The organism is Streptomyces sp. NPDC023481, from assembly GCF_055560195.1.
In genome coordinates this window covers 159,757-176,245 of record NZ_JBVHJE010000014.1, presented here as the reverse complement: position 1 = coordinate 176,245, position 16,489 = coordinate 159,757, and the positions used below count along the sequence as shown (strand labels likewise).

Annotated in this window: 17 protein-coding genes and 1 pseudogene; 10 read left to right on the top strand and 8 right to left on the bottom strand. The window is 71.6% G+C overall.

From position 1 onward, the window contains the following. Positions 1 to 4: 4 nt before the first annotated feature. The 3 genes from ACZ3ZD_RS25975 to ACZ3ZD_RS25965 are packed head-to-tail and all read right to left on the bottom strand — an operon-like array spanning position 5 to position 2,474. On the bottom strand, positions 5 to 799 hold the full coding sequence (locus ACZ3ZD_RS25975) for an amino acid ABC transporter ATP-binding protein (RefSeq protein ID WP_467401796.1): 795 nt from the start codon (positions 797 to 799) through the stop codon (positions 5 to 7). After that, positions 796 to 1,629 carry an amino acid ABC transporter permease gene (locus ACZ3ZD_RS25970; RefSeq protein WP_467401793.1) on the bottom strand — a complete coding sequence of 278 codons (834 nt, stop codon included), beginning with the start codon at positions 1,627 to 1,629 and terminating at the stop codon, positions 796 to 798. The genes ACZ3ZD_RS25975 and ACZ3ZD_RS25970 overlap by 4 nt, the downstream gene beginning before the upstream one ends. Then, positions 1,626 to 2,474 (bottom strand): transporter substrate-binding domain-containing protein, encoded by an 849-nt coding sequence (locus ACZ3ZD_RS25965; protein ID WP_467401791.1) that lies wholly within the window; start codon positions 2,472 to 2,474, stop codon positions 1,626 to 1,628. The genes ACZ3ZD_RS25970 and ACZ3ZD_RS25965 overlap by 4 nt, the downstream gene beginning before the upstream one ends. A 137-nt stretch (positions 2,475 to 2,611) precedes the next feature. Between ACZ3ZD_RS25965 and ACZ3ZD_RS25960 the strand changes: the two genes are divergently transcribed. From ACZ3ZD_RS25960 to thpD, 5 genes are all read left to right on the top strand, one after another. Next, positions 2,612 to 3,712, top strand: a complete 1,101-nt coding sequence (locus tag ACZ3ZD_RS25960) for a pyridoxal-phosphate-dependent aminotransferase family protein (RefSeq protein ID WP_467401789.1) — start codon at positions 2,612 to 2,614, stop codon at positions 3,710 to 3,712. Positions 3,713 to 4,034: 322 nt separating this feature from the next. After that, positions 4,035 to 4,553 (top strand): diaminobutyrate acetyltransferase, encoded by a 519-nt coding sequence (gene ectA, locus ACZ3ZD_RS25955; RefSeq protein WP_467401786.1) that lies wholly within the window; start codon positions 4,035 to 4,037, stop codon positions 4,551 to 4,553. Positions 4,554 to 4,566: 13 nt separating this feature from the next. Continuing rightward, positions 4,567 to 5,838: a diaminobutyrate--2-oxoglutarate transaminase gene (gene ectB, locus ACZ3ZD_RS25950; protein WP_467401785.1), complete on the top strand. Its 1,272-nt coding sequence runs from the start codon at positions 4,567 to 4,569 to the stop codon at positions 5,836 to 5,838. A 22-nt stretch (positions 5,839 to 5,860) separates the two neighbouring features. Continuing rightward, positions 5,861 to 6,265, top strand: coding sequence for an ectoine synthase (locus ACZ3ZD_RS25945; protein ID WP_467401782.1), 405 nt, complete (start codon positions 5,861 to 5,863; stop codon positions 6,263 to 6,265). 7 nt (positions 6,266 to 6,272) lie between these two features. Continuing rightward, the gene (gene thpD / locus ACZ3ZD_RS25940; protein WP_467401779.1) at positions 6,273 to 7,166 is read left to right on the top strand and encodes an ectoine hydroxylase; all 894 of its coding nucleotides are present in this window, start codon (positions 6,273 to 6,275) and stop codon (positions 7,164 to 7,166) included. 67 nt (positions 7,167 to 7,233) lie between these two features. Here thpD and ACZ3ZD_RS25935 read toward each other — a convergent pair whose 3' ends face one another. From ACZ3ZD_RS25935 to ACZ3ZD_RS25915, 5 genes and pseudogenes are all read right to left on the bottom strand, one after another. Further along, positions 7,234 to 8,295 carry an aminotransferase class V-fold PLP-dependent enzyme gene (locus ACZ3ZD_RS25935; RefSeq protein WP_467401776.1) on the bottom strand — a complete coding sequence of 354 codons (1,062 nt, stop codon included), beginning with the start codon at positions 8,293 to 8,295 and terminating at the stop codon, positions 7,234 to 7,236. Positions 8,296 to 8,391: 96 nt separating this feature from the next. Then, a complete protein-coding gene (locus ACZ3ZD_RS25930) occupies positions 8,392 to 9,111 on the bottom strand; it encodes a DsbA family oxidoreductase (RefSeq protein ID WP_467401774.1) in 720 nt (239 codons plus the stop codon). Between the two features lie 76 nt (positions 9,112 to 9,187). Beyond that, a pseudogene (locus ACZ3ZD_RS25925) lies at positions 9,188 to 9,660 on the bottom strand (GNAT family N-acetyltransferase). Positions 9,661 to 9,746: 86 nt separating this feature from the next. Then, positions 9,747 to 10,355: a DUF1349 domain-containing protein gene (locus tag ACZ3ZD_RS25920; RefSeq protein ID WP_467401772.1), complete on the bottom strand. Its 609-nt coding sequence runs from the start codon at positions 10,353 to 10,355 to the stop codon at positions 9,747 to 9,749. Continuing rightward, on the bottom strand, positions 10,352 to 11,881 hold the full coding sequence (locus ACZ3ZD_RS25915; protein ID WP_467401769.1) for an aldehyde dehydrogenase (NADP(+)): 1,530 nt from the start codon (positions 11,879 to 11,881) through the stop codon (positions 10,352 to 10,354). Before ACZ3ZD_RS25915 ends, ACZ3ZD_RS25920 begins: the two co-directional genes overlap by 4 nt. Before the next feature lie 107 nt (positions 11,882 to 11,988). On the opposite strand from ACZ3ZD_RS25915, the gene ACZ3ZD_RS25910 reads away from it, so the two are divergent. The 5 genes from ACZ3ZD_RS25910 to ACZ3ZD_RS25890 all read left to right on the top strand — a co-directional run bounded on the left by ACZ3ZD_RS25910 (position 11,989) and on the right by ACZ3ZD_RS25890 (position 16,412). Continuing rightward, positions 11,989 to 12,762, top strand: coding sequence for an IclR family transcriptional regulator (locus tag ACZ3ZD_RS25910; protein ID WP_467401767.1), 774 nt, complete (start codon positions 11,989 to 11,991; stop codon positions 12,760 to 12,762). A gap of 24 nt (positions 12,763 to 12,786) precedes the next feature. Next, positions 12,787 to 13,260, top strand: a complete 474-nt coding sequence (locus ACZ3ZD_RS25905; RefSeq protein ID WP_467401764.1) for a GNAT family N-acetyltransferase — start codon at positions 12,787 to 12,789, stop codon at positions 13,258 to 13,260. Between the two features lie 65 nt (positions 13,261 to 13,325). Beyond that, on the top strand, positions 13,326 to 14,780 hold the full coding sequence (locus ACZ3ZD_RS25900) for a peptidoglycan D,D-transpeptidase FtsI family protein (RefSeq protein ID WP_467401761.1): 1,455 nt from the start codon (positions 13,326 to 13,328) through the stop codon (positions 14,778 to 14,780). Positions 14,781 to 14,988: 208 nt separating this feature from the next. After that, on the top strand, positions 14,989 to 15,558 hold the full coding sequence (locus tag ACZ3ZD_RS25895; RefSeq protein WP_467401759.1) for a SigE family RNA polymerase sigma factor: 570 nt from the start codon (positions 14,989 to 14,991) through the stop codon (positions 15,556 to 15,558). Next, complete coding sequence (locus ACZ3ZD_RS25890; protein ID WP_467401756.1) at positions 15,555 to 16,412, top strand: hypothetical protein; 858 nt, start codon at positions 15,555 to 15,557, stop codon at positions 16,410 to 16,412. The genes ACZ3ZD_RS25895 and ACZ3ZD_RS25890 overlap by 4 nt, the downstream gene beginning before the upstream one ends. The last annotated feature ends 77 nt before the right edge of the window (positions 16,413 to 16,489 follow it).

Here is a 16,489-nt window from a genome sequence, read left to right as displayed (position 1 = left end):
CGGCCTACGGCTCGGACGTCCCCACCTGGTCGGAGGTCTCCTCCTCGACCTCGGCCATCGCGGGGTCGAGCAGCCGGGACAGGAAGTGCCGGGTGCGTTCGTGCTGCGGGTCGCCGATCACCCGGCCGGGACTGCCGTCCTCCACGATCACACCGCCGTCCATGAAGACGACCCGGTCGGCGACCTCGCGGGCGAAGGTCATCTCGTGCGTGACGACCATCATCGTCATGCCCTCCTGCGCGAGCCGGCGCATGACGGCGAGGACGTCGCCGACCAGCTCGGGGTCGAGCGCGGAGGTCGGCTCGTCGAAGAGCATCACCTCCGGGCCCATGGCGAGGGCACGGGCGATGGCGACGCGCTGCTGCTGGCCGCCGGAGAGGGAGGACGGGTAGGCGTCCGCCTTCTCGGACAGGCCGACGCGGGCGAGGTTCTCGGCGGCGACCCGCGCGGCCGTCGCCTTGTCCCGCCCGAGGACCCGGCGCTGGGGCAGCGTGAGGTTCTCGGTGACGCTCAGGTGCGGGAAGAGGTTGAACTGCTGGAAGACCATGCCGATACGGCGGCGTACGGCGTCGATGTCGACGTCGGGATCGGTCACCTCGGTGCCGCCGACGAAGACCTGGCCCTTGGTGGGCTCCTCCAGCAGGTTCACGCAGCGCAGCAGCGTCGACTTGCCCGAGCCGGAGGGGCCGATGACGCAGACGACCTCGCCCTGGCCGATCTCCAGGTCGATGCCGCGCAGCACCTCGTTGTCGCCGAAGGACTTGTGCAGTCCGCGGACCTCGATCTCGGGGCGGCTCACCTAATCGCCTCCTGGGCCTTGGCTTCCATACGGCGGACGACGAAGCTGAGCGGGATGGTGACCAGCAGGTAGCACAGGCCCGCGACCAGGATCGGCGTGGAGTTGGCGGTCGTACTGGCGAGGTCGCGGCCGAACTTGGACAGTTCGCGCTCCTCCAGGGTGACGCCGAGGAACAGCACCAGCGAGGAGTCCTTGAAGAGCAGGACGAGTTCGTTGGTGAGCGGCGGCAGGATGATCCGGAAGGCCTGCGGGACGATGATCGAGACCATGGCCTTCGCCGGCGAGAAGCCGAGCGAACGGGCCGCCTCCGTCTGCCCCTTGGGCACCGCCTGGATGCCGGCCCTGATGGTCTCGGCCATGTAGGCCGCGGAGACCAGGCCGAGCGCGATGGCGACCTTGCCGTAGGTGCCGCCGGGGATCTCCGTGCCGGGGAAGGCGAGCGGGACGGCCACGCCGACGAAGATGAAGATCAGCAGGGCGGGCAGGCCGCGGAAGATCTCGATGTAGACGCCCGCCAGCCAGCGGTACGGGCCGACGGAGGACAGCCGCATCAGCGCGATGACCATGCCGAGGACGAGACCGACGACGAAGCCGGACAGCGTGTAGAGCACGGTGTTCTTCAGCGCCAGCGTGATGACGTCCGGGAACATCTGCCGGGCGATGTCCGCCTGGGCGAACTGGTTCTGCAGCCGGCCCCAGTCCGCCGTGACCGCGAAGGCGATCACGGCGGCGGCGAAGACGGCGTACTGCACGCCCCGCGAGAGGGCCCGCTTCCGGCGCCGGGTCAGTCCCTTTTTCTTCGGTTGCAGTCGTACGTCGGTGTCGGTCATGAGGCGGCGGGGGAGGCCACGGACGGGTTGTACGGGCCGATCCACTTCTCGTAGATCTTCTTGTAGGTGCCGTCGGCCTTGGCGTCCTTGAGGGCCTTGTCGATGGCGTCGAGCAGCGCCTTGTTGCCCTTCTTGACCGTGAAGCCGTACTGCTCACCGGTCTTGAGGTTGTCGACGATCTTGAACTTGTCCGCGTTGGCCTTGTCCTTCAGCCAGCCCTGGACGACCGGGTAGTCGATGACGACGGCCTGGACCTGGCCGGTGCGCAGACCGTTGAGGACGGCGTCGGAGGACTCGAAGGAGATCGGGTCGTAGCCCTTGCCCTTGACGTAGTCCTCGCCGGTGGTCTGCGCCTGGGCGCCGAGCTTCCTGCCCTTGGCCCTGACGTCGGCAAGCGAGTTGATCCCGCTGCTCTTGTCGACGAGGACGGCCTGGGTGGCCTCGAAGTACGGGTCGGAGAAGTCGACGTTCTTCTTGCGCTCGGCGGTGATGGTCATGCCGGCGGCGGCCAGGTCGCACTCGCCGGAGTTCAGGAAGGCGCCGGTCTTGAAGTTCTCGAAGGGCGTGTCGAGGATCTGCTGCTTGACGCCGAGGTTCTTGGCGACGAGGTCCACGAGGGAGACGTCGAAGCCCTGCACCTTGCCGTTCACCTCCGACTGGAACGGCGGGTAGGGCAGGTGGGTGCAGGTGGTCAGCTGGCCGGCCTTGGCGAGGTGGACGCCCTTGACGGTGGTCTTGCCGCTCCCCGAGTCGCTGGAGGAGCAGCCGGCCGCGACGAGCACGAGTGCGGCGGTCGCGGTGGTGGCGGCCAGGAGGCGGATCCGGCGCCCTGCGAGCGTTTTCATGGGGAGATCTCCTGTGGGGGAACTGAGGCTTCTGATTATAAGGAAGGGTTTGAGTCTCTCAAATCAAACCGATGGCTCCGAGGCCTTTCGACCTAAGATCGGTGGAGTCGACCTCCGAGAGCGAAGAGAGCCCCGCCGTGACCCACCCCTTCCTCGACCTGCCCCCGCTCACCGCCGAGCGTTTCGCCGCCATCGAGGACGGCGTGGCCCGGCTGCTGGACACCCGGCAGGACGTCCTGGTCACGCAGGGCGAGGCGCTGCTGCCGCTGGAGGGCGCGATCCGCGCGGCGGCCGGTCCGGGCACGGTGGCGCTGAACGTGATCACGGGCCCCTACGGCCAGACCTTCGGCGGCTGGCTGCGCGACGCCGGCGCCACGGTGTACGACCTCTCCGTCCCCTTCCACACGGCGGTGACCGCCGAGCAGGTCCGGGAGGCGTTCGCCGAGCACCCGGAGATCGACTTCGTGTCCCTGGTGCACGCCGAGGCGGCGACCGGCAACACCAACCCGGTCGCGGAGATCGGCGAGGTGGTACGGGCCCAGGGCGCCGTCTTCTACCTGGACGCGGTGGCCTCCGTGGGCGCGGAGCCGGTGCTGCCGGACGCGTGGGGCGTGGACCTGTGCGTGATCGGGGCGCAGAAGGCGATGGGCGGGCCGGCCGGGGTGTCGGCGATCTCGGTGAGCGAGCGGGCGTGGGCCCGGATGGCCGCCAACCCGAACGCCCCGCGCCGCTCCTACCTGTCCCTTCTGGACTGGAAGGAGCGCTGGCTCGACGCCGGCCGCAGGGCGCTGCCGCACGCTCCGGCGCAGCTGGAGATGCTGGCGCTGCAGGCGTGTCTGGAGCGGATCGAGTCGGCCGGCTTGGAGGCGGTGATGGCCCGGCACCGGGGCGCCGCGCGGGCGACCCGGGCGGGCGCGGTGGCGCTGGGCGGGGGCCTGGAGCCGTACGTGTACGAGGAGCGGGACGCGGCGCCGGTCGCCACGACCCTGCGGGTGCCGTCCGGGGTGGTGGCCTCGGACCTGGTGGCCCGCGCCCTGGCGGCCGACCCGGCGCTGCCGCTGGCGGCCGGGGGCGGCGCCCTGGCGAAGGAGATGGTCCGCGTCAACCACTACGGCCCCGACGCCACCCCGGGCGCGGTCCGCGACACGCTGGCCGCCCTGGGTGGGGCGCTCGCGGAGCAGGGCCGGCCGGTGGATCCGGCCGCCGCCCTGCGGGCCGCGGAGCACGCCTGGCGTTAGTCCCCGTTCGGTGAACGCTTCGGCGGGGCCGCGGGCGAACGCTTCCGCGGGGTCACAGGACAGGGAATTCAATTCGCCTTCACAATCCCCGCCAATTTCCCCGGACGTTAGCTTCCCGTATTCTTCTGCCCGCTTTTTGCAGAGCTAAACAGCAGAGTTTGCTGGCCGGTTTGCGGCGCTTTTCGCGCTGTGACGGAGTCCACAACGTGGGCGATTTGCACCGATTTTCCTGGGGCTATATCGGACATATCGCCGAACCGGGCGGTCACCCCGGCGGTCACTGCCGTGCATTTTCGAATTCGCCTCGCTAAATTCGTGCCGCATGACCGCCGCACCAGCAGACCTGCTCATCGAACAGCCGGCGATGACCGACGGAGCCGCGCTCTGGCGTCTCGCCAAGGACTCGAAAACCCTCGACCTCAACTCCTCCTACAGCTATGTGCTGTGGTGCCGGGACTTCGCCGGCACCTCGGCGGTGGCGCGCGGTGCGGACGGGGAGCCGGTCGGCTTCGTCACCGGATACCTGCGGCCGGACCGCCCCCGCACCCTGCTCGTCTGGCAGGTGGCCGTCGACCCCGGGCACCGGGGCCTCGGCATCGCCGCCAGGCTGCTGGACGGGCTGACCGCCCGGCTCACCGCCGAGCACGGCATCACCGGCCTGGAGACCACCATCACGCCCGGCAACACCGCCTCCGAGCGGCTGTTCACCTCGTTCGCCGAGCGGCACGGCGCCGTGGTCACCCGCGAGGTGCTGTTCCCCGCCGAGGTGTTCCCGGACGGCCCGCACGACCCCGAAGTGCTGTACCGCATCGGCCCGCTGACCGACTCCACCCCCCACTGAGGAGCGAATCACCGTGACCATCACCCAGCCCGACCTCAGCGTCTTCGAGACCGTCGAGTCCGAGGTGCGCAGCTACTGCCGCGGCTGGCCCACCGTCTTCGACCGGGCACAGGGCAGCCGGATGTACGACGAGGACGGCCACGCGTACCTCGACTTCTTCGCCGGTGCCGGATCGCTGAACTACGGTCACAACAACCCCGTGCTCAAACGGGCGTTGATCGACTACCTGGAGCGTGACGGTGTCACGCACGGTCTGGACATGTCGACCACGGCCAAGCGGTCCTTCCTGCGGGCGTTCCAGGACCTGGTGCTGCGCCCGCGCGACCTGCCGTACAAGGTCATGTTCCCGGGCCCGACGGGCACCAACGCCGTGGAGTCGGCGCTGAAACTGGCGCGGAAGGTGAAGGGGCGCGAGGCGATCGTGTCCTTCACCAACGCCTTCCACGGCATGTCCCTGGGGTCGCTGGCCGTGACCGGCAACGCGTTCAAGCGGGCCGGCGCCGGCATTCCGCTGGTGCACGGCACGCCCATGCCGTTCGACAACTACTTCGACGGCAAGGTCCCGGACTTCCTGTGGTTCGAGCGGCTGCTGGAGGACCAGGGCTCCGGGCTCAACAAGCCCGCCGCCGTCATCGTGGAGACCGTGCAGGGCGAGGGCGGCATCAACGTGGCCCGGCCCGAGTGGCTGCGCGCGCTGAAGGAGCTGTGCGAGCGGCAGGACATGCTGCTGATCGTCGACGACATCCAGATGGGCTGCGGCCGTACCGGCGCCTTCTTCTCCTTCGAGGAGGCCGGGATCACCCCGGACATCGTCACGGTGTCGAAGTCGATCAGCGGTTACGGGCTGCCGATGTCGCTGTGCCTGTTCAAGCCCGAGCTGGACGTGTGGGAGCCGGGCGAGCACAACGGCACCTTCCGCGGCAACAACCCCGCCTTCGTCACCGCCACCGCCGCCCTGGAGACCTACTGGGCCGACGGCTCCGCCATGGAGAAGCAGACCCGCGCCCGTGGCGAACAGGTCGAGCAGGCCCTCATCTCGATCACCGAGGAGAACCTCGCCGACGTGAAGGAGTACCGCGGGCGCGGGCTCGTGTGGGGCCTGGAGTTCCGCGACAAGGAGCGGGCCTCGCGGGTCGCGCGGCGCGCCTTCGAACTCGGGCTGCTCATCGAGACGTCCGGACCCGAGAGCGAGGTCGTCAAGCTGCTGCCCGCCCTCACCATCACCCCCGACGAGCTGGACGAGGGCCTGAGCATCCTCGCCCGCGCCGTCCGGGAAACCGCCTGACAGCAAGGAGGAAACGCACCCCATGATCGTCCGATCCTTCAAGGACATCGAAGGCACCGACCGGCACGTCAGGGCCAAGTCCGGCACCTGGGAGAGCAAGCGGATCGTCCTCGCCCAGGAGCGGGTCGGCTTCTCCCTGCACGAGACGATTCTGTACGCCGGGACCGAGACGTCGATGTGGTACGCCAACCACATCGAGGCCGTCGTCTGTACCAAGGGCGAGGCCGAGCTCACCGACCACGAGGCCGGGGAGACCTACACCATCACCCCCGGCACGATGTACCTCCTCGACGGGCACGAGCGGCACACGCTGCGCGTCAAGGAGGACTTCCACTGCCTCTGCGTGTTCAACCCGCCGGTCACCGGCCGGGAGGACCACGACGAGAACGGCGTCTACCCGCTGCTCACCGAGCCCGAGGAGGTGTGACACACCCATGACCACCGCCATCACCACCGATCTGTACCCCACCCGCGGCGCTGGCGAGGTGACCGTCCCGCGCCAGGACCCGGTCGTCTGGGGCTCCCCGGACAGCCCCGGGCCGGCCTCGGTGGCCGACCTCCAGGCGTACGAGCGTGACGGCTTCCTCGCCGTCGACCAGCTGATCACCCCGGACGAGGTCGAGGTGTACCGGAGTGAGCTGGACCGGCTGGTCGCCGATCCGGCGATCCGCGCCGACGAGCGCTCCATCGTGGAGCCGAAGACCCAGGAGATCCGCTCGGTCTTCGAGGTGCACCGGATCAGCGAGGTGTTCGCGAAGCTGGTCCGCGATCCGCGCGTGGTCGGCCGGGCCCGGCAGATCCTCGGTTCGGACGTGTACGTCCACCAGTCGCGGATCAACGTCAAGCCGGGCTTCGGCGCGAGCGGCTTCTACTGGCACTCGGACTTCGAGACCTGGCACGCCGAGGACGGCCTGCCGAACATGCGCACGGTGTCCGTCTCGATCGCGCTGACCGAGAACCACGACACCAACGGCGGCCTGATGATCATGCCGGGTTCGCACAAGACGTTCCTGGGCTGTGCCGGTGCCACGCCGAAGGACAACTACAAGAAGTCGCTGCAGATGCAGGACGCGGGCACGCCGTCGGACGAGGCGCTGACCGCGCTGGCGAGCGAGTACGGCATCCGGCTGTTCACCGGCAAGGCCGGCTCGGCGACCTGGTTCGACTGCAACGCCATGCACGGCTCCGGCGACAACATCACGCCGTTCCCGCGCAGCAACGTCTTCATCGTGTTCAACAGCGTGGAGAACACGGCGGTGGAGCCCTTCGCGGCACCGATCCGCCGGCCGGAGTTCATCGGCGCCCGGGACTTCACCCCGGTGCGCTGACCACCCTGATCACCGGGCCGGGGCCTCCTCGTGGGACGGGAGGCCCCGGCCCGGTCATGTCCGCGTGTCAGCCGGACAGCGCGTCCAGCAGCCGGTCCACGTCCGCGGTCGTGGTGTAGAGGTGGAAGGCCGCGCGCAGGTTGCCGGCCCGGTCGGAGACCTCGATGCCCGCCGCGCTCAACTCCGGCTGCCGGAAGCCGAGTCCGGGGACGGAGACGATCGCCGAGCCGGGGGCGGGCAGCGGCTCGTGGCCGAGGCCGGCGAGACCCGCCCGGAACCTCTCGGCCAGGGCCACGTCATGGGCGTGTACGGCGTCCACGCCGAGCTCCTCGATCAGCTCCAGGGAGGGCCGCAGCGCCGCGTAGGTGAACAGGGCGTGGGTGAGGTCGAACCGGCGGGCGGAGTGGGCGAGTTCGGGAACCGGGCCGTAGCAGCTGTCCCACGGCCGCTCCGCCGCGACCCAGCCCGCGAGCAGCGGGGTCAGCCCGCCGAAGTCCTCGGGGACGGTGAGGAAGGCCGCGCCGTTCGGGCCGAGCAGCCACTTGTAGGTGACGGCGGCGGTGAAGTCGTAGGCGTCCGCGTCCATCGGCAGCCAGCCGACGGCCTGGGAGAAGTCGACGTAGGTGCGGGCGCCGTGGGCGCGGGCGGCCTCGCGCAGGGCGGGCAGGTCGGCGATCCGCCCGTCGGCGGACTGGGCGGCACTGACCGCGACCAGCGCGGTGCCGGGGCGGACGGACTCGGCGATCCGCTCCAGCGGGACCGTGCGGACCTTGAGGTCGCCGCGGACGTGGAACGGGTTGAGCACGGAGGTGAAGTCGTCCTCGGCGGTGAGGACTTCGGCGCCCGCGGGCAGCGAGGCGGCGATCACGCCGGTGTGCGCGGCGACCGAGGCGCCCGTCGCGACCCGGCTCGCCGGGACGCCGGCGAGCCGGGCGAACGCGGCCCGGCACGTCTCCACGTCCTCGTACAGCGAGGTCAGCGGCCGGCCCTCGGCCCGCAGCAGCGCCGCCTCGTTCAGGGCGGCGACGGCGCGGGCGGGCAGCAGGCCGTTGCTCGCGGTGTTGAGGTAGGTGCTCTTCGGACGGAACTCGGCGCGGACGAGGCTTTCGAACGTCTCCGTGGTCTGCATGGCTCCACTCTGCGGCCCGGGGAGTCCGCCCGTCCATGGCGAACTCTCGCATGGCGCCTCTTAGCGGCGCTTATACGACCCCTCCGACCTGCGGTTTCAGCCGTGCTGCGGCACCGCGCACCCGTCCGGGCCGCAGGCGTCGGCGTCACCCTGGTCGACCGGCTTCACAGGGGAGCGCTCGTTCCAGGCCTGGGCCAGCGCCCGGGTGAAGACCTCGGCGGGCTGGGCGCCGGAGACGCCGTACGCGCGGTCGAGGACGAAGAACGGCACACCGGTGGCGCCGAGCCGGGCGGCCTCGCGCTCGTCGGCGCGGACCTCGTCGGCGTACGCGTCCGGGTCGGCGAGTACCGTGCGGGCGGCCTCCGGGTCCAGGCCGGCCTCGGCGGCCAGCGTCGGCAGGAGCTCGTCGCCCTCGGTGAAGAGGGACCGCTCCTCGGCGAAGTTCGCCCGGTAGAGGAGCTGGATCAGCTGGTCCTGCCGGCCGTGTTCCCTGGCGAAGTGCAGCAGGCGGTGCATGTCGAAGGTGTTGCCGTGGTCGCGGCCCCGGGTGCGGTAGTCCAGGCCCTCGGCGGCGGCCTGCGCGCCCAGGTTGTCCTCGCCGGCCTGGGCCTGCGCCTCGCTCATGCCGTACTTCCTGGTCAGCATGGTGAGGACCGGCTCGACGTCACCCTTGGCGCGGCCCGGGTCCAGCTCGAAGGAGCGGTGCACCACCTCGACCTGCTCGCGGTGCGGGAAGGCGGCGAGCGCCTTCTCGAAGCGGGCCTTGCCCACGTAGCACCAGGGGCAGGCGATGTCGCTCCAGATCTCGACGCGCATGTCTTCCGCTCATTCCGGGTCGTACGGGCGCGGGGGCTCTCCCCGGGCCGGTACGTGAACGTTCAAGCAGGGCGTTTCATTCCCGGGGCACGGTGTAGTGCAGGAAGAGGTGGTGATCGCCGTCGGCGGGCGGGTTCGCGGGGTCCGGGAGCCAGCCCTGGCGGGCGTAGAAGGCCTGGGCGCGCCGGTTGTCCACGTGCACGTCGAGGACGGCCCTGCGCCTGCCCTCGGCCCGCCACTGCTCGACGCAGGCCGCGTGCAGGGCGGTACCGGTGCCGCGGCGCCAGCGGTCGGGGTCGACGTGGAACTGGTACAGCTTGACCGTGCCGACGGAGGCCCCTGCGGCCGCCGGAGGGAGGCCGTCGCGGTGATCGCGCCCTCCTCCACGGCACACAGCACCTGCCCGTCGGCGCGCTCCACGGCACCACGCCAGGCGGCGACCCAGTCGATGCCGTCCTCCGGCAGACCCTCGGGGTAGTACGTCGAGCGGGCCCGGCGGTGCAGCGCGGCGATCCCCTCGACATCGGCGGGCACGGCGGTACGGATCACGCGGCGCCCCTGGCACGGTCAGCGATCATGCAACGGGGGACGCGCCCGGCCACCGCCCGGTTCCGCGGTCCTGCCGGGCGGTGCCCTCAGCTGCCGTCCCGCAGGTCGGTCGGGGCTCCCGGGCCGAAGGTGATGTGGTCGTACGTCACCGTGCAGCCCTCCCCCACCGGCGACTGGGCCAGGAAGCCTGCCAGGGCCGTGCGGCTCTCCTCCTCGCCGAGGGTGAACAGGCGGACGAAGGTCCAGCGTTCGCCGTCCGGGGAGGCGTGGAAGGCGAAGGCGCGGCCGGTGCGGCTGACCCGCAGCCAGAGCGAGTCGCCGTCCACCGTGAAGGAGTTGGCGTCGTCGGAGTGGTCCCGGGTGACCACCGTGCAGACGGTCGGCACGTCCGGGGAGTACTCCAGGCACAGCTTGGCCCAGGCCCTGTCCCCCGCGTGGACGTACAGCGCCCCGGCGTCGAAGGCGGCGCGGAAGCCCACGGTGACCCGCGCGGCCAGCCGGAAGTCCCCCTCGGGCGCGCCGAGCAGCCGGGGCGCGTCCGAGGCGGGTCCGAGGCTCTCCCCGGTGGGCGGCACGAACCGGTCCTGCCGGGGGCCGGCCGAGCCGGTGAGCACACCGTCCGCGTAAGTCCAGCCGCCCTCCGGCCCGTACGCCGTGAGCGGGAAGGGCAGTTCAGGAAGCTCCCACCCCGTCACCGCTCCAGGACCCCGTTGAACCGGCGCGGCAACCCCAGCGGGTTGTCGTCCTTCAGCTCGGCCGGCAGCAGGGCCTCGGGCGCGTTCTGGTACGCGACGGGCCGCAGCCACCGCTCGATGGCCGTACCGCCCACCGAGGTGGACGTGGAGGTGGTCGCGGGGTACGGCCCCCCGTGGTGCTGGGCCGGCGCCACGGCGACCCCCGTCGGCCAGCCGTTGACCAGCACCCGTCCGGCCAGCGGCGTCAGCTCGGCCAGCAGCTCCGGCCCCCGCCCCTGCCCCGCGGCCTCCTCGGAGGACACCTGGACGGTCGCCGTGAGGTTGCCCGGCAGCCGCGACAGCACTGCCGTCGCCTCGGCCTCGGACGCGTAGCGGGCCACCACGGTGACCGGCCCGAAGCACTCCTCCAGCAGCAGGTCGTACGCCCCCTCCTCGGCCAGCTTCTCCGCCGGCACCGTGAGGAATCCCGCGCTGACCGAGTGTTCGCCGCCCGCGCCCGGGGTGACCGGCGCGTCCACGTCCGGGAGTTGCGCGCGCTCGGCCACGCCGGCGATGAAGTCGTCCCGCATGCGGTGGTCGAGCAGCACCCCGGCGTCGGTGTCGCTGACGGCGTCCGTCAGCGACTTCACCAGCCGGTCGCCGGCCGCGCCGGACGGCACCAGCACCAGTCCGGGCTTGACGCAGAACTGGCCGACGCCCAGGGTCATCGAGCCGGCGAGCCCGCCGCCGATCTCCTCGGCCCGCTCGGCGGCGGCGGCCTCGGTGACCAGGACGGGGTTCAGCGACCCCAGTTCGCCGTGGAACGGGATCGGCACCGCACGCGCGGCGGCGGCGTCGAAGAGGGCCCGCCCGCCCCGTACCGAGCCGGTGAAGCCGGCCGCGGCGACCAGCGGGTGCCTGATCAGCTCGATGCCCGCCTCGAAGCCGTGCACGAGGCCGACCACGCCCTCGGGGACGCCGTGTTCGGCGGCGGCCCGGCGCAGCACCTTGGCGACCAGCTCGGACAGGCCCGGGTGGTCCGGGTGCGACTTGACCACGACCGGGCAGCCCGCTGCCAGCGCGCTCGCGGTGTCGCCGCCGGCGACGGAGAAGGCGAAGGGGAAGTTCGAGGCGGAGTAGACGGCGACGACACCGAGCGGCACCTTGTACCGGCGCAGGTCCGGGATGGGCGGGGTGGCCGTGTCGTCGGGGTGGTCGATGATGACGTCGAGAAAGGCGCCCTCGTCGACGATGCCGGCGAAGGCCCGCAACTGGTAGGTGGTCCGGGCGAGTTCCCCGGTCAGCCGGGTCGGACCGAGCGCGGTCTCGGCGTCCGCGGTCTCGACCAGGCCGTCCCGGGCCGCGTCCAGGCCCGCGGCGGCGGAGCGCAGGAAGGCGGCGCGGACCGTGCGGTCGGCCAGGGCGCCGCGCGCCGCGTCGGCCGCCCGGACCGCCGCGTCCACCTCCTGGGCTGTGGCCTCCACCGCAACCTGTTCACGCTGCTTCCCGGTGCGCGGGTCGACACTCCAGACTGGTGCTGCTGCCACCGCGGATCCCTCCCGGGCGTTCGATATACTGAACGCCGTCTCTGGTCGTGAATATGCTGCTCGGAGACTATATAACTCGGTCCTCGTCGAACGAAGGGGTCAGGTCGATGACGGCAGGCGACACAGGCGGCGGGGCACAGGTCAAGTCCGCGGTACGGACCGTGGAACTGCTGGAGTTCTTCGCGGGCCGGCCCGGTATGCACTCCCTCGCGGCCGTCCAGGAGGCCGTGGGGTACCCCAAGTCCAGCCTCTACATGCTACTGCGCACCCTCGTGGAGCTGGGCTGGGTGGAGACGGACGCGACGGGCACGCGGTACGGCATCGGGGTACGGGCGCTGCTGGTCGGCACGTCGTACATCGACGGCGACGAGGTGGTGGCGGCCGCCCGTCCGACCCTGGACCGGCTCTCCGACGACACCACGGAGACCATCCACCTGGCCCGGCTCGACGGGACGAACGTGGTGTACCTGGCCACCCGCCAGTCCCAGCACTACCTGCGCCCCTTCACCCGCGTCGGGCGCCGGCTCCCCGCCCACTCCACCTCGCTCGGCAAGGCGATCCTCGCCACCTACACCGACGAGCAGGTCCGCAAACTGCTGCCGGAGACGCTGCCCGCGCTCACCGAGCACACCCTCACCGACCGGGAGCGGCTCATCGAGGAGCTGCACCAGATCCGGGAGCAGGGCTTCGCGGTCGACCGCGAGGAGAACACCCTGGGCCTGCGCTGCTTCGGCGTGGCGATCCCGTACCGCACGCCCGCGCGCGACGCCGTCAGCTGCTCGGTGCCGGTGGCCCGGCTCACCCCCGCCCACGAACAGATGATCAAGGACGCGCTGTTCGACGCGCGGGACCGGCTGACCCTGGCGACCCGCAGGCTCTGAGCGCGGGGCCGTAGGCTCGACGGCATGGAGATCACGCTGCGGGCCGTGGAGGACGACGATCTGGCCGTCTTCCGGCGGCAGATGACCGACCCGAAGGCCGCGAGGATGGCCGCCTTCGGCCCCGAGGCCCCCTATGACGAGGAGGCCTTCGCGGCCCACTGGCGGCGGCTGCGGAACTCCTCCGACGTGCTGCGCACGGTCCTGGCCGACGGGGAGGTGGCCGGCAGCGCGGCCGTGTACGGGGTGGCCGGCGAGCGCGAGGTGACGTACTGGATCGACCGCGCCTTCTGGGGCCGGGGCGTGGCGACGGCCGCGCTGCGTGCCCTGCTCGCCGAGGTCCCGGAACGGCCGCTGTACGCGCGGGCGGCCGCCGACAACGGCGCGTCGCTGCGGGTGCTGGAGAAGTGCGGCTTCCGCGAGGCGGCCCGGGCCCAGGGGTACGCGACCGCGCGGGGCCGGGAGATCGAGGAGGTCGTGCTGGTGCTGGCCGCCGCCTGAGCGCCGGATGAGAAATCCGGTCGTACGGGAACGTTCCCCCCGGTCCCGCTCGTCTATCCAGCGGGATGAACAAGACGATCAGGCGGGCGTCCGTCTTCGCTCTGCTGCTCGTGCTGGCCCTGCTGGTCAGGGCGACATGGCTGCAGTTCTACGACGGCAAGGCCCTCGCGGACGACAACCAGAACCGGCGGAACGCGATCGCGACCTACTCGCGGCCCCTCGGGAACATCATCGTCGCCGGGGATTCGATCACCGGCTCGGCGCGGACGAAGGGAAGCGATCTCGCGTACAAGCGGACGTACGAGGACGGCAAGCTGTACGCGGCCGTGACGGGCTACGCCTCGCAGGCGTACGCCCCCACCCAGCTGGAGGGTGTCTACAAGGACCTGCTCAACGGCACGGACGACCGGCTGAGGACGGTGATGGACACCGTCACCGGGGAGCGGGCCGATCCGGGCGACGTCGTCACCACGGTCGACCCGGCCGTGCAGAAGGCGGCCTACCGCGCGCTGGGCGGCAACAAGGGCGCGGCCGTCGCGATCGACCCGAAGACCGGCAGGATCCTCGCGGTGGCGTCGACGCCGTCGTACGACCCCTCCTCGCTCACCGACGCGAACACGGCCGGCCCGGCCTGGAAGACGCTCAACGCCGACGAGGAGAAGCCGCTCACCAACCGCGCGCTGCGCCAGCCGCTGCCGCCGGGCTCGACGTTCAAGCTGGTCGTCGCGGCCGCCGCGCTGGAGGACGGGCTGTACAAGAACGTGGACGAGCCCACCGACAGCCCCTCTCCGTACATCATGCCGGGCACGGTGCGCGAGCTGCCGAACGAGAGCAAGTCGGCGCCGTGCAGGAACGCCTCGATCCGGGTCGCCCTGCGGTACTCGTGCAACAACGTCTTCGGTCACATGGCCGTCGTGCTGGGGCAGGACAAGGTCAGGGCCATGGCCGAGAGGTTCGGCTTCAACAACGAGAAGCAGGACGTGCCGGTGCGGGCCTACCCGAGCGTCTACCCCTCGGACATGGACAAGTCCCAGACGGCCCTGTCCGGCATCGGCCAGTTCGACGTCACGGCCACCCCCCTGCAGATGGCCATGGTGTCCGCGGCCATCGCCAACGGCGGCAAGCTGGTGTCGCCCCATATGGTGTCGCAGATCACCGACAGCGGCGGTGATGTGCTGGAGGACTACGACGACAGCGCGGACGCGACGCAGGTCGTCAGCTCCGGCACCGCCGAGCAGCTCCAGTCCGCCATGGAGACGGTGGTCAAGGACGGAACCGGCACGAACGCGCTGATCGACGGGGTGACCGTCGGCGGCAAGACCGGCACCGCGCAGCACGGCGAGAACAACAGCAAGACGCCGTACGCCTGGTTCACCTCCTACGGCAAGTCCGACAGCAACGGCAAGGAGGTGGCCGTCGCCGTGATGGTGGAGCAGTCGGACGCGGCGCGGTCCGAGGTCAGCGGCAACGGGCTGGCGGCGCCGGTCGCCCGGGCGATGATGCAGGCCGCACTCAAGTAGCGCACCCGGAGGGGCCGTTCCGCATACCGCGGAACGGCCCCTTCCGTGTGCCGTCATGAGGTTCGACCCGGCATACGGTGTCCGACCCCCCGCACAAGCAAGGAAAACGATCACTGCTACGCTTCCGGATCTCCGTCCGGGCCTCCCCCGGACCCCCGCATGTCATTTACATGACAGACACAGAGCGTGTATCGAGAAGAGGTCACCCGTGGGCACAGTCGTCGACGACGCAGCCTCCGTGGAGTTCCATGCCTTCTTCGAACGGCACTACGCCGAACTCGCCCGCTTCGCCCACCTGCTGACCGGGGAGGCGGACGCCGCCGACGACCTGGCGGCGGACGCGCTGCTGGCGCTGTGGCACCGCTGGGACCGGGTGCGCGCGGCCGACCGTCCGGTGGCGTACGCGCGGGGCGTGGTCGCCAACCTGGCCCGCACCCGGATCCGCGGCGCGGTGCGCGAGCGGCGGCGTATCGCGCTGTTCTGGCCGCGCGGCGAGGAGCGGACCGAGAACCCGGACGTCGCCGGTGTGGTGGACGTCCAGGGGGCGCTGCGCCGGCTGCCGTTCCGGAAACGGGCGTGCGTGGTGCTCCGGCACGCGTTCGACCTGTCGGAGAAGGACACCGCGCTCGCGCTCGGGATCTCGGTGGGTACGGTTAAGAGCCAGACGTCCAAGGGGATGGCCGAACTGCAGCGGCTGCTCGGCGCGCAGGGCGACCCGCGGCGGGTGCACGCCGCGATGGCAGCCCGGGCCGGCGAGAGCGGAGGAAGGAACCGATGAGGCGGCAGGACGTGCACGACGAGCTGCGCGCCCGGCTGCACGAGGCGGCCGGGGCCCACGAGCCCGACCGCGCGCGCATCCTGGCCCGGGTGGAGCGCGGCATGGCCGCGGGGTCCCGCCCCGGCCACCGGGCCGTGCGCCGGCCGGTGTTCGGCTGGGTCCGGGTGGCCACCGCGACGGCCGCGGTCGCCGGCGTCCTCGCCGTCGGGGGGTACGCGGTGGCGTCCGCGGTGAAGGACGACCCGCCGGCCGAACAGACGGTGGCGGTGTCACCGACCCCCTCCCGGCCCCCCGCGCCGACCACCCGTCCCCCGTCCCGCCCCGCGGACCCGACGCCCGGCGAGTCCGCCGGACGGCCGTCCCGCACAGCGGGCGCCTCCCCCTCCCCGACGCCGCACGGCACCGCCACCGCGCGGCCGCCGGCGGCGCGCGCCGAACGGAACGGGCCCCTGTGGTCGGACGGTTCGGTGGACCCGGACAGCAACGACTACTGGGCGCAGAGCGATGTGACCCTCAAGACGTCCCGGCCGCTGTCGTCCCTGACGGTCGAGTTGAAGATCGCCAGGACCAGCGGGGTCAGGTCGACCGGCGCGTGGCGGTCGCTGCCGGAGGGGGACTTCACCCAGAGCGTGGCGGAGAAGGACGGCTTCGTCGTCTACACGTGGACGCTGAAGCAGGGACGCACGGTACCGGCGGGGCAGTGGGTGTTCGCGGGGCAGTACGACCATACGCGCGGGGGGCGGGACGCCGGCGCCGACAGCTACGTGATGACCGGTGTGGCCGCAGGACATAGGTATGCGGTGACCGGTGACTTCGCCGTACACACGCGGGACGGGTCGGGCGACGGCTCGTAGGACCCGGGCCCCCGGCACGGCGCGGTGGCGCCGGCGACGGGGGCCGGGTGCGAGCGGCTGCTCAGAACGTACGGATC

Bases quoted from the DNA above. Each gene is read 5' to 3' on its own strand.
- ACZ3ZD_RS25970 (WP_467401793.1), bottom strand. From the start codon at position 1,629: ATGACCGACACCGACGTACGACTGCAACCGAAGAAAAAGGGACTGACC.
- ACZ3ZD_RS25965 (WP_467401791.1), bottom strand. From the start codon at position 2,474: ATGAAAACGCTCGCAGGGCGCCGGATCCGCCTCCTGGCCGCCACCACC.
- ectA (WP_467401786.1), top strand. From the start codon at position 4,035: ATGACCGCCGCACCAGCAGACCTGCTCATCGAACAGCCGGCGATGACC.
- ACZ3ZD_RS25945 (WP_467401782.1), top strand. From the start codon at position 5,861: ATGATCGTCCGATCCTTCAAGGACATCGAAGGCACCGACCGGCACGTC.
- thpD (WP_467401779.1), top strand. From the start codon at position 6,273: ATGACCACCGCCATCACCACCGATCTGTACCCCACCCGCGGCGCTGGC.
- ACZ3ZD_RS25935 (WP_467401776.1), bottom strand. From the start codon at position 8,295: ATGCAGACCACGGAGACGTTCGAAAGCCTCGTCCGCGCCGAGTTCCGT.
- ACZ3ZD_RS25930 (WP_467401774.1), bottom strand. From the start codon at position 9,111: ATGCGCGTCGAGATCTGGAGCGACATCGCCTGCCCCTGGTGCTACGTG.
- ACZ3ZD_RS25910 (WP_467401767.1), top strand. From the start codon at position 11,989: ATGACGGCAGGCGACACAGGCGGCGGGGCACAGGTCAAGTCCGCGGTA.
- ACZ3ZD_RS25905 (WP_467401764.1), top strand. From the start codon at position 12,787: ATGGAGATCACGCTGCGGGCCGTGGAGGACGACGATCTGGCCGTCTTC.
- ACZ3ZD_RS25900 (WP_467401761.1), top strand. From the start codon at position 13,326: ATGAACAAGACGATCAGGCGGGCGTCCGTCTTCGCTCTGCTGCTCGTG.
- ACZ3ZD_RS25890 (WP_467401756.1), top strand. From the start codon at position 15,555: ATGAGGCGGCAGGACGTGCACGACGAGCTGCGCGCCCGGCTGCACGAG.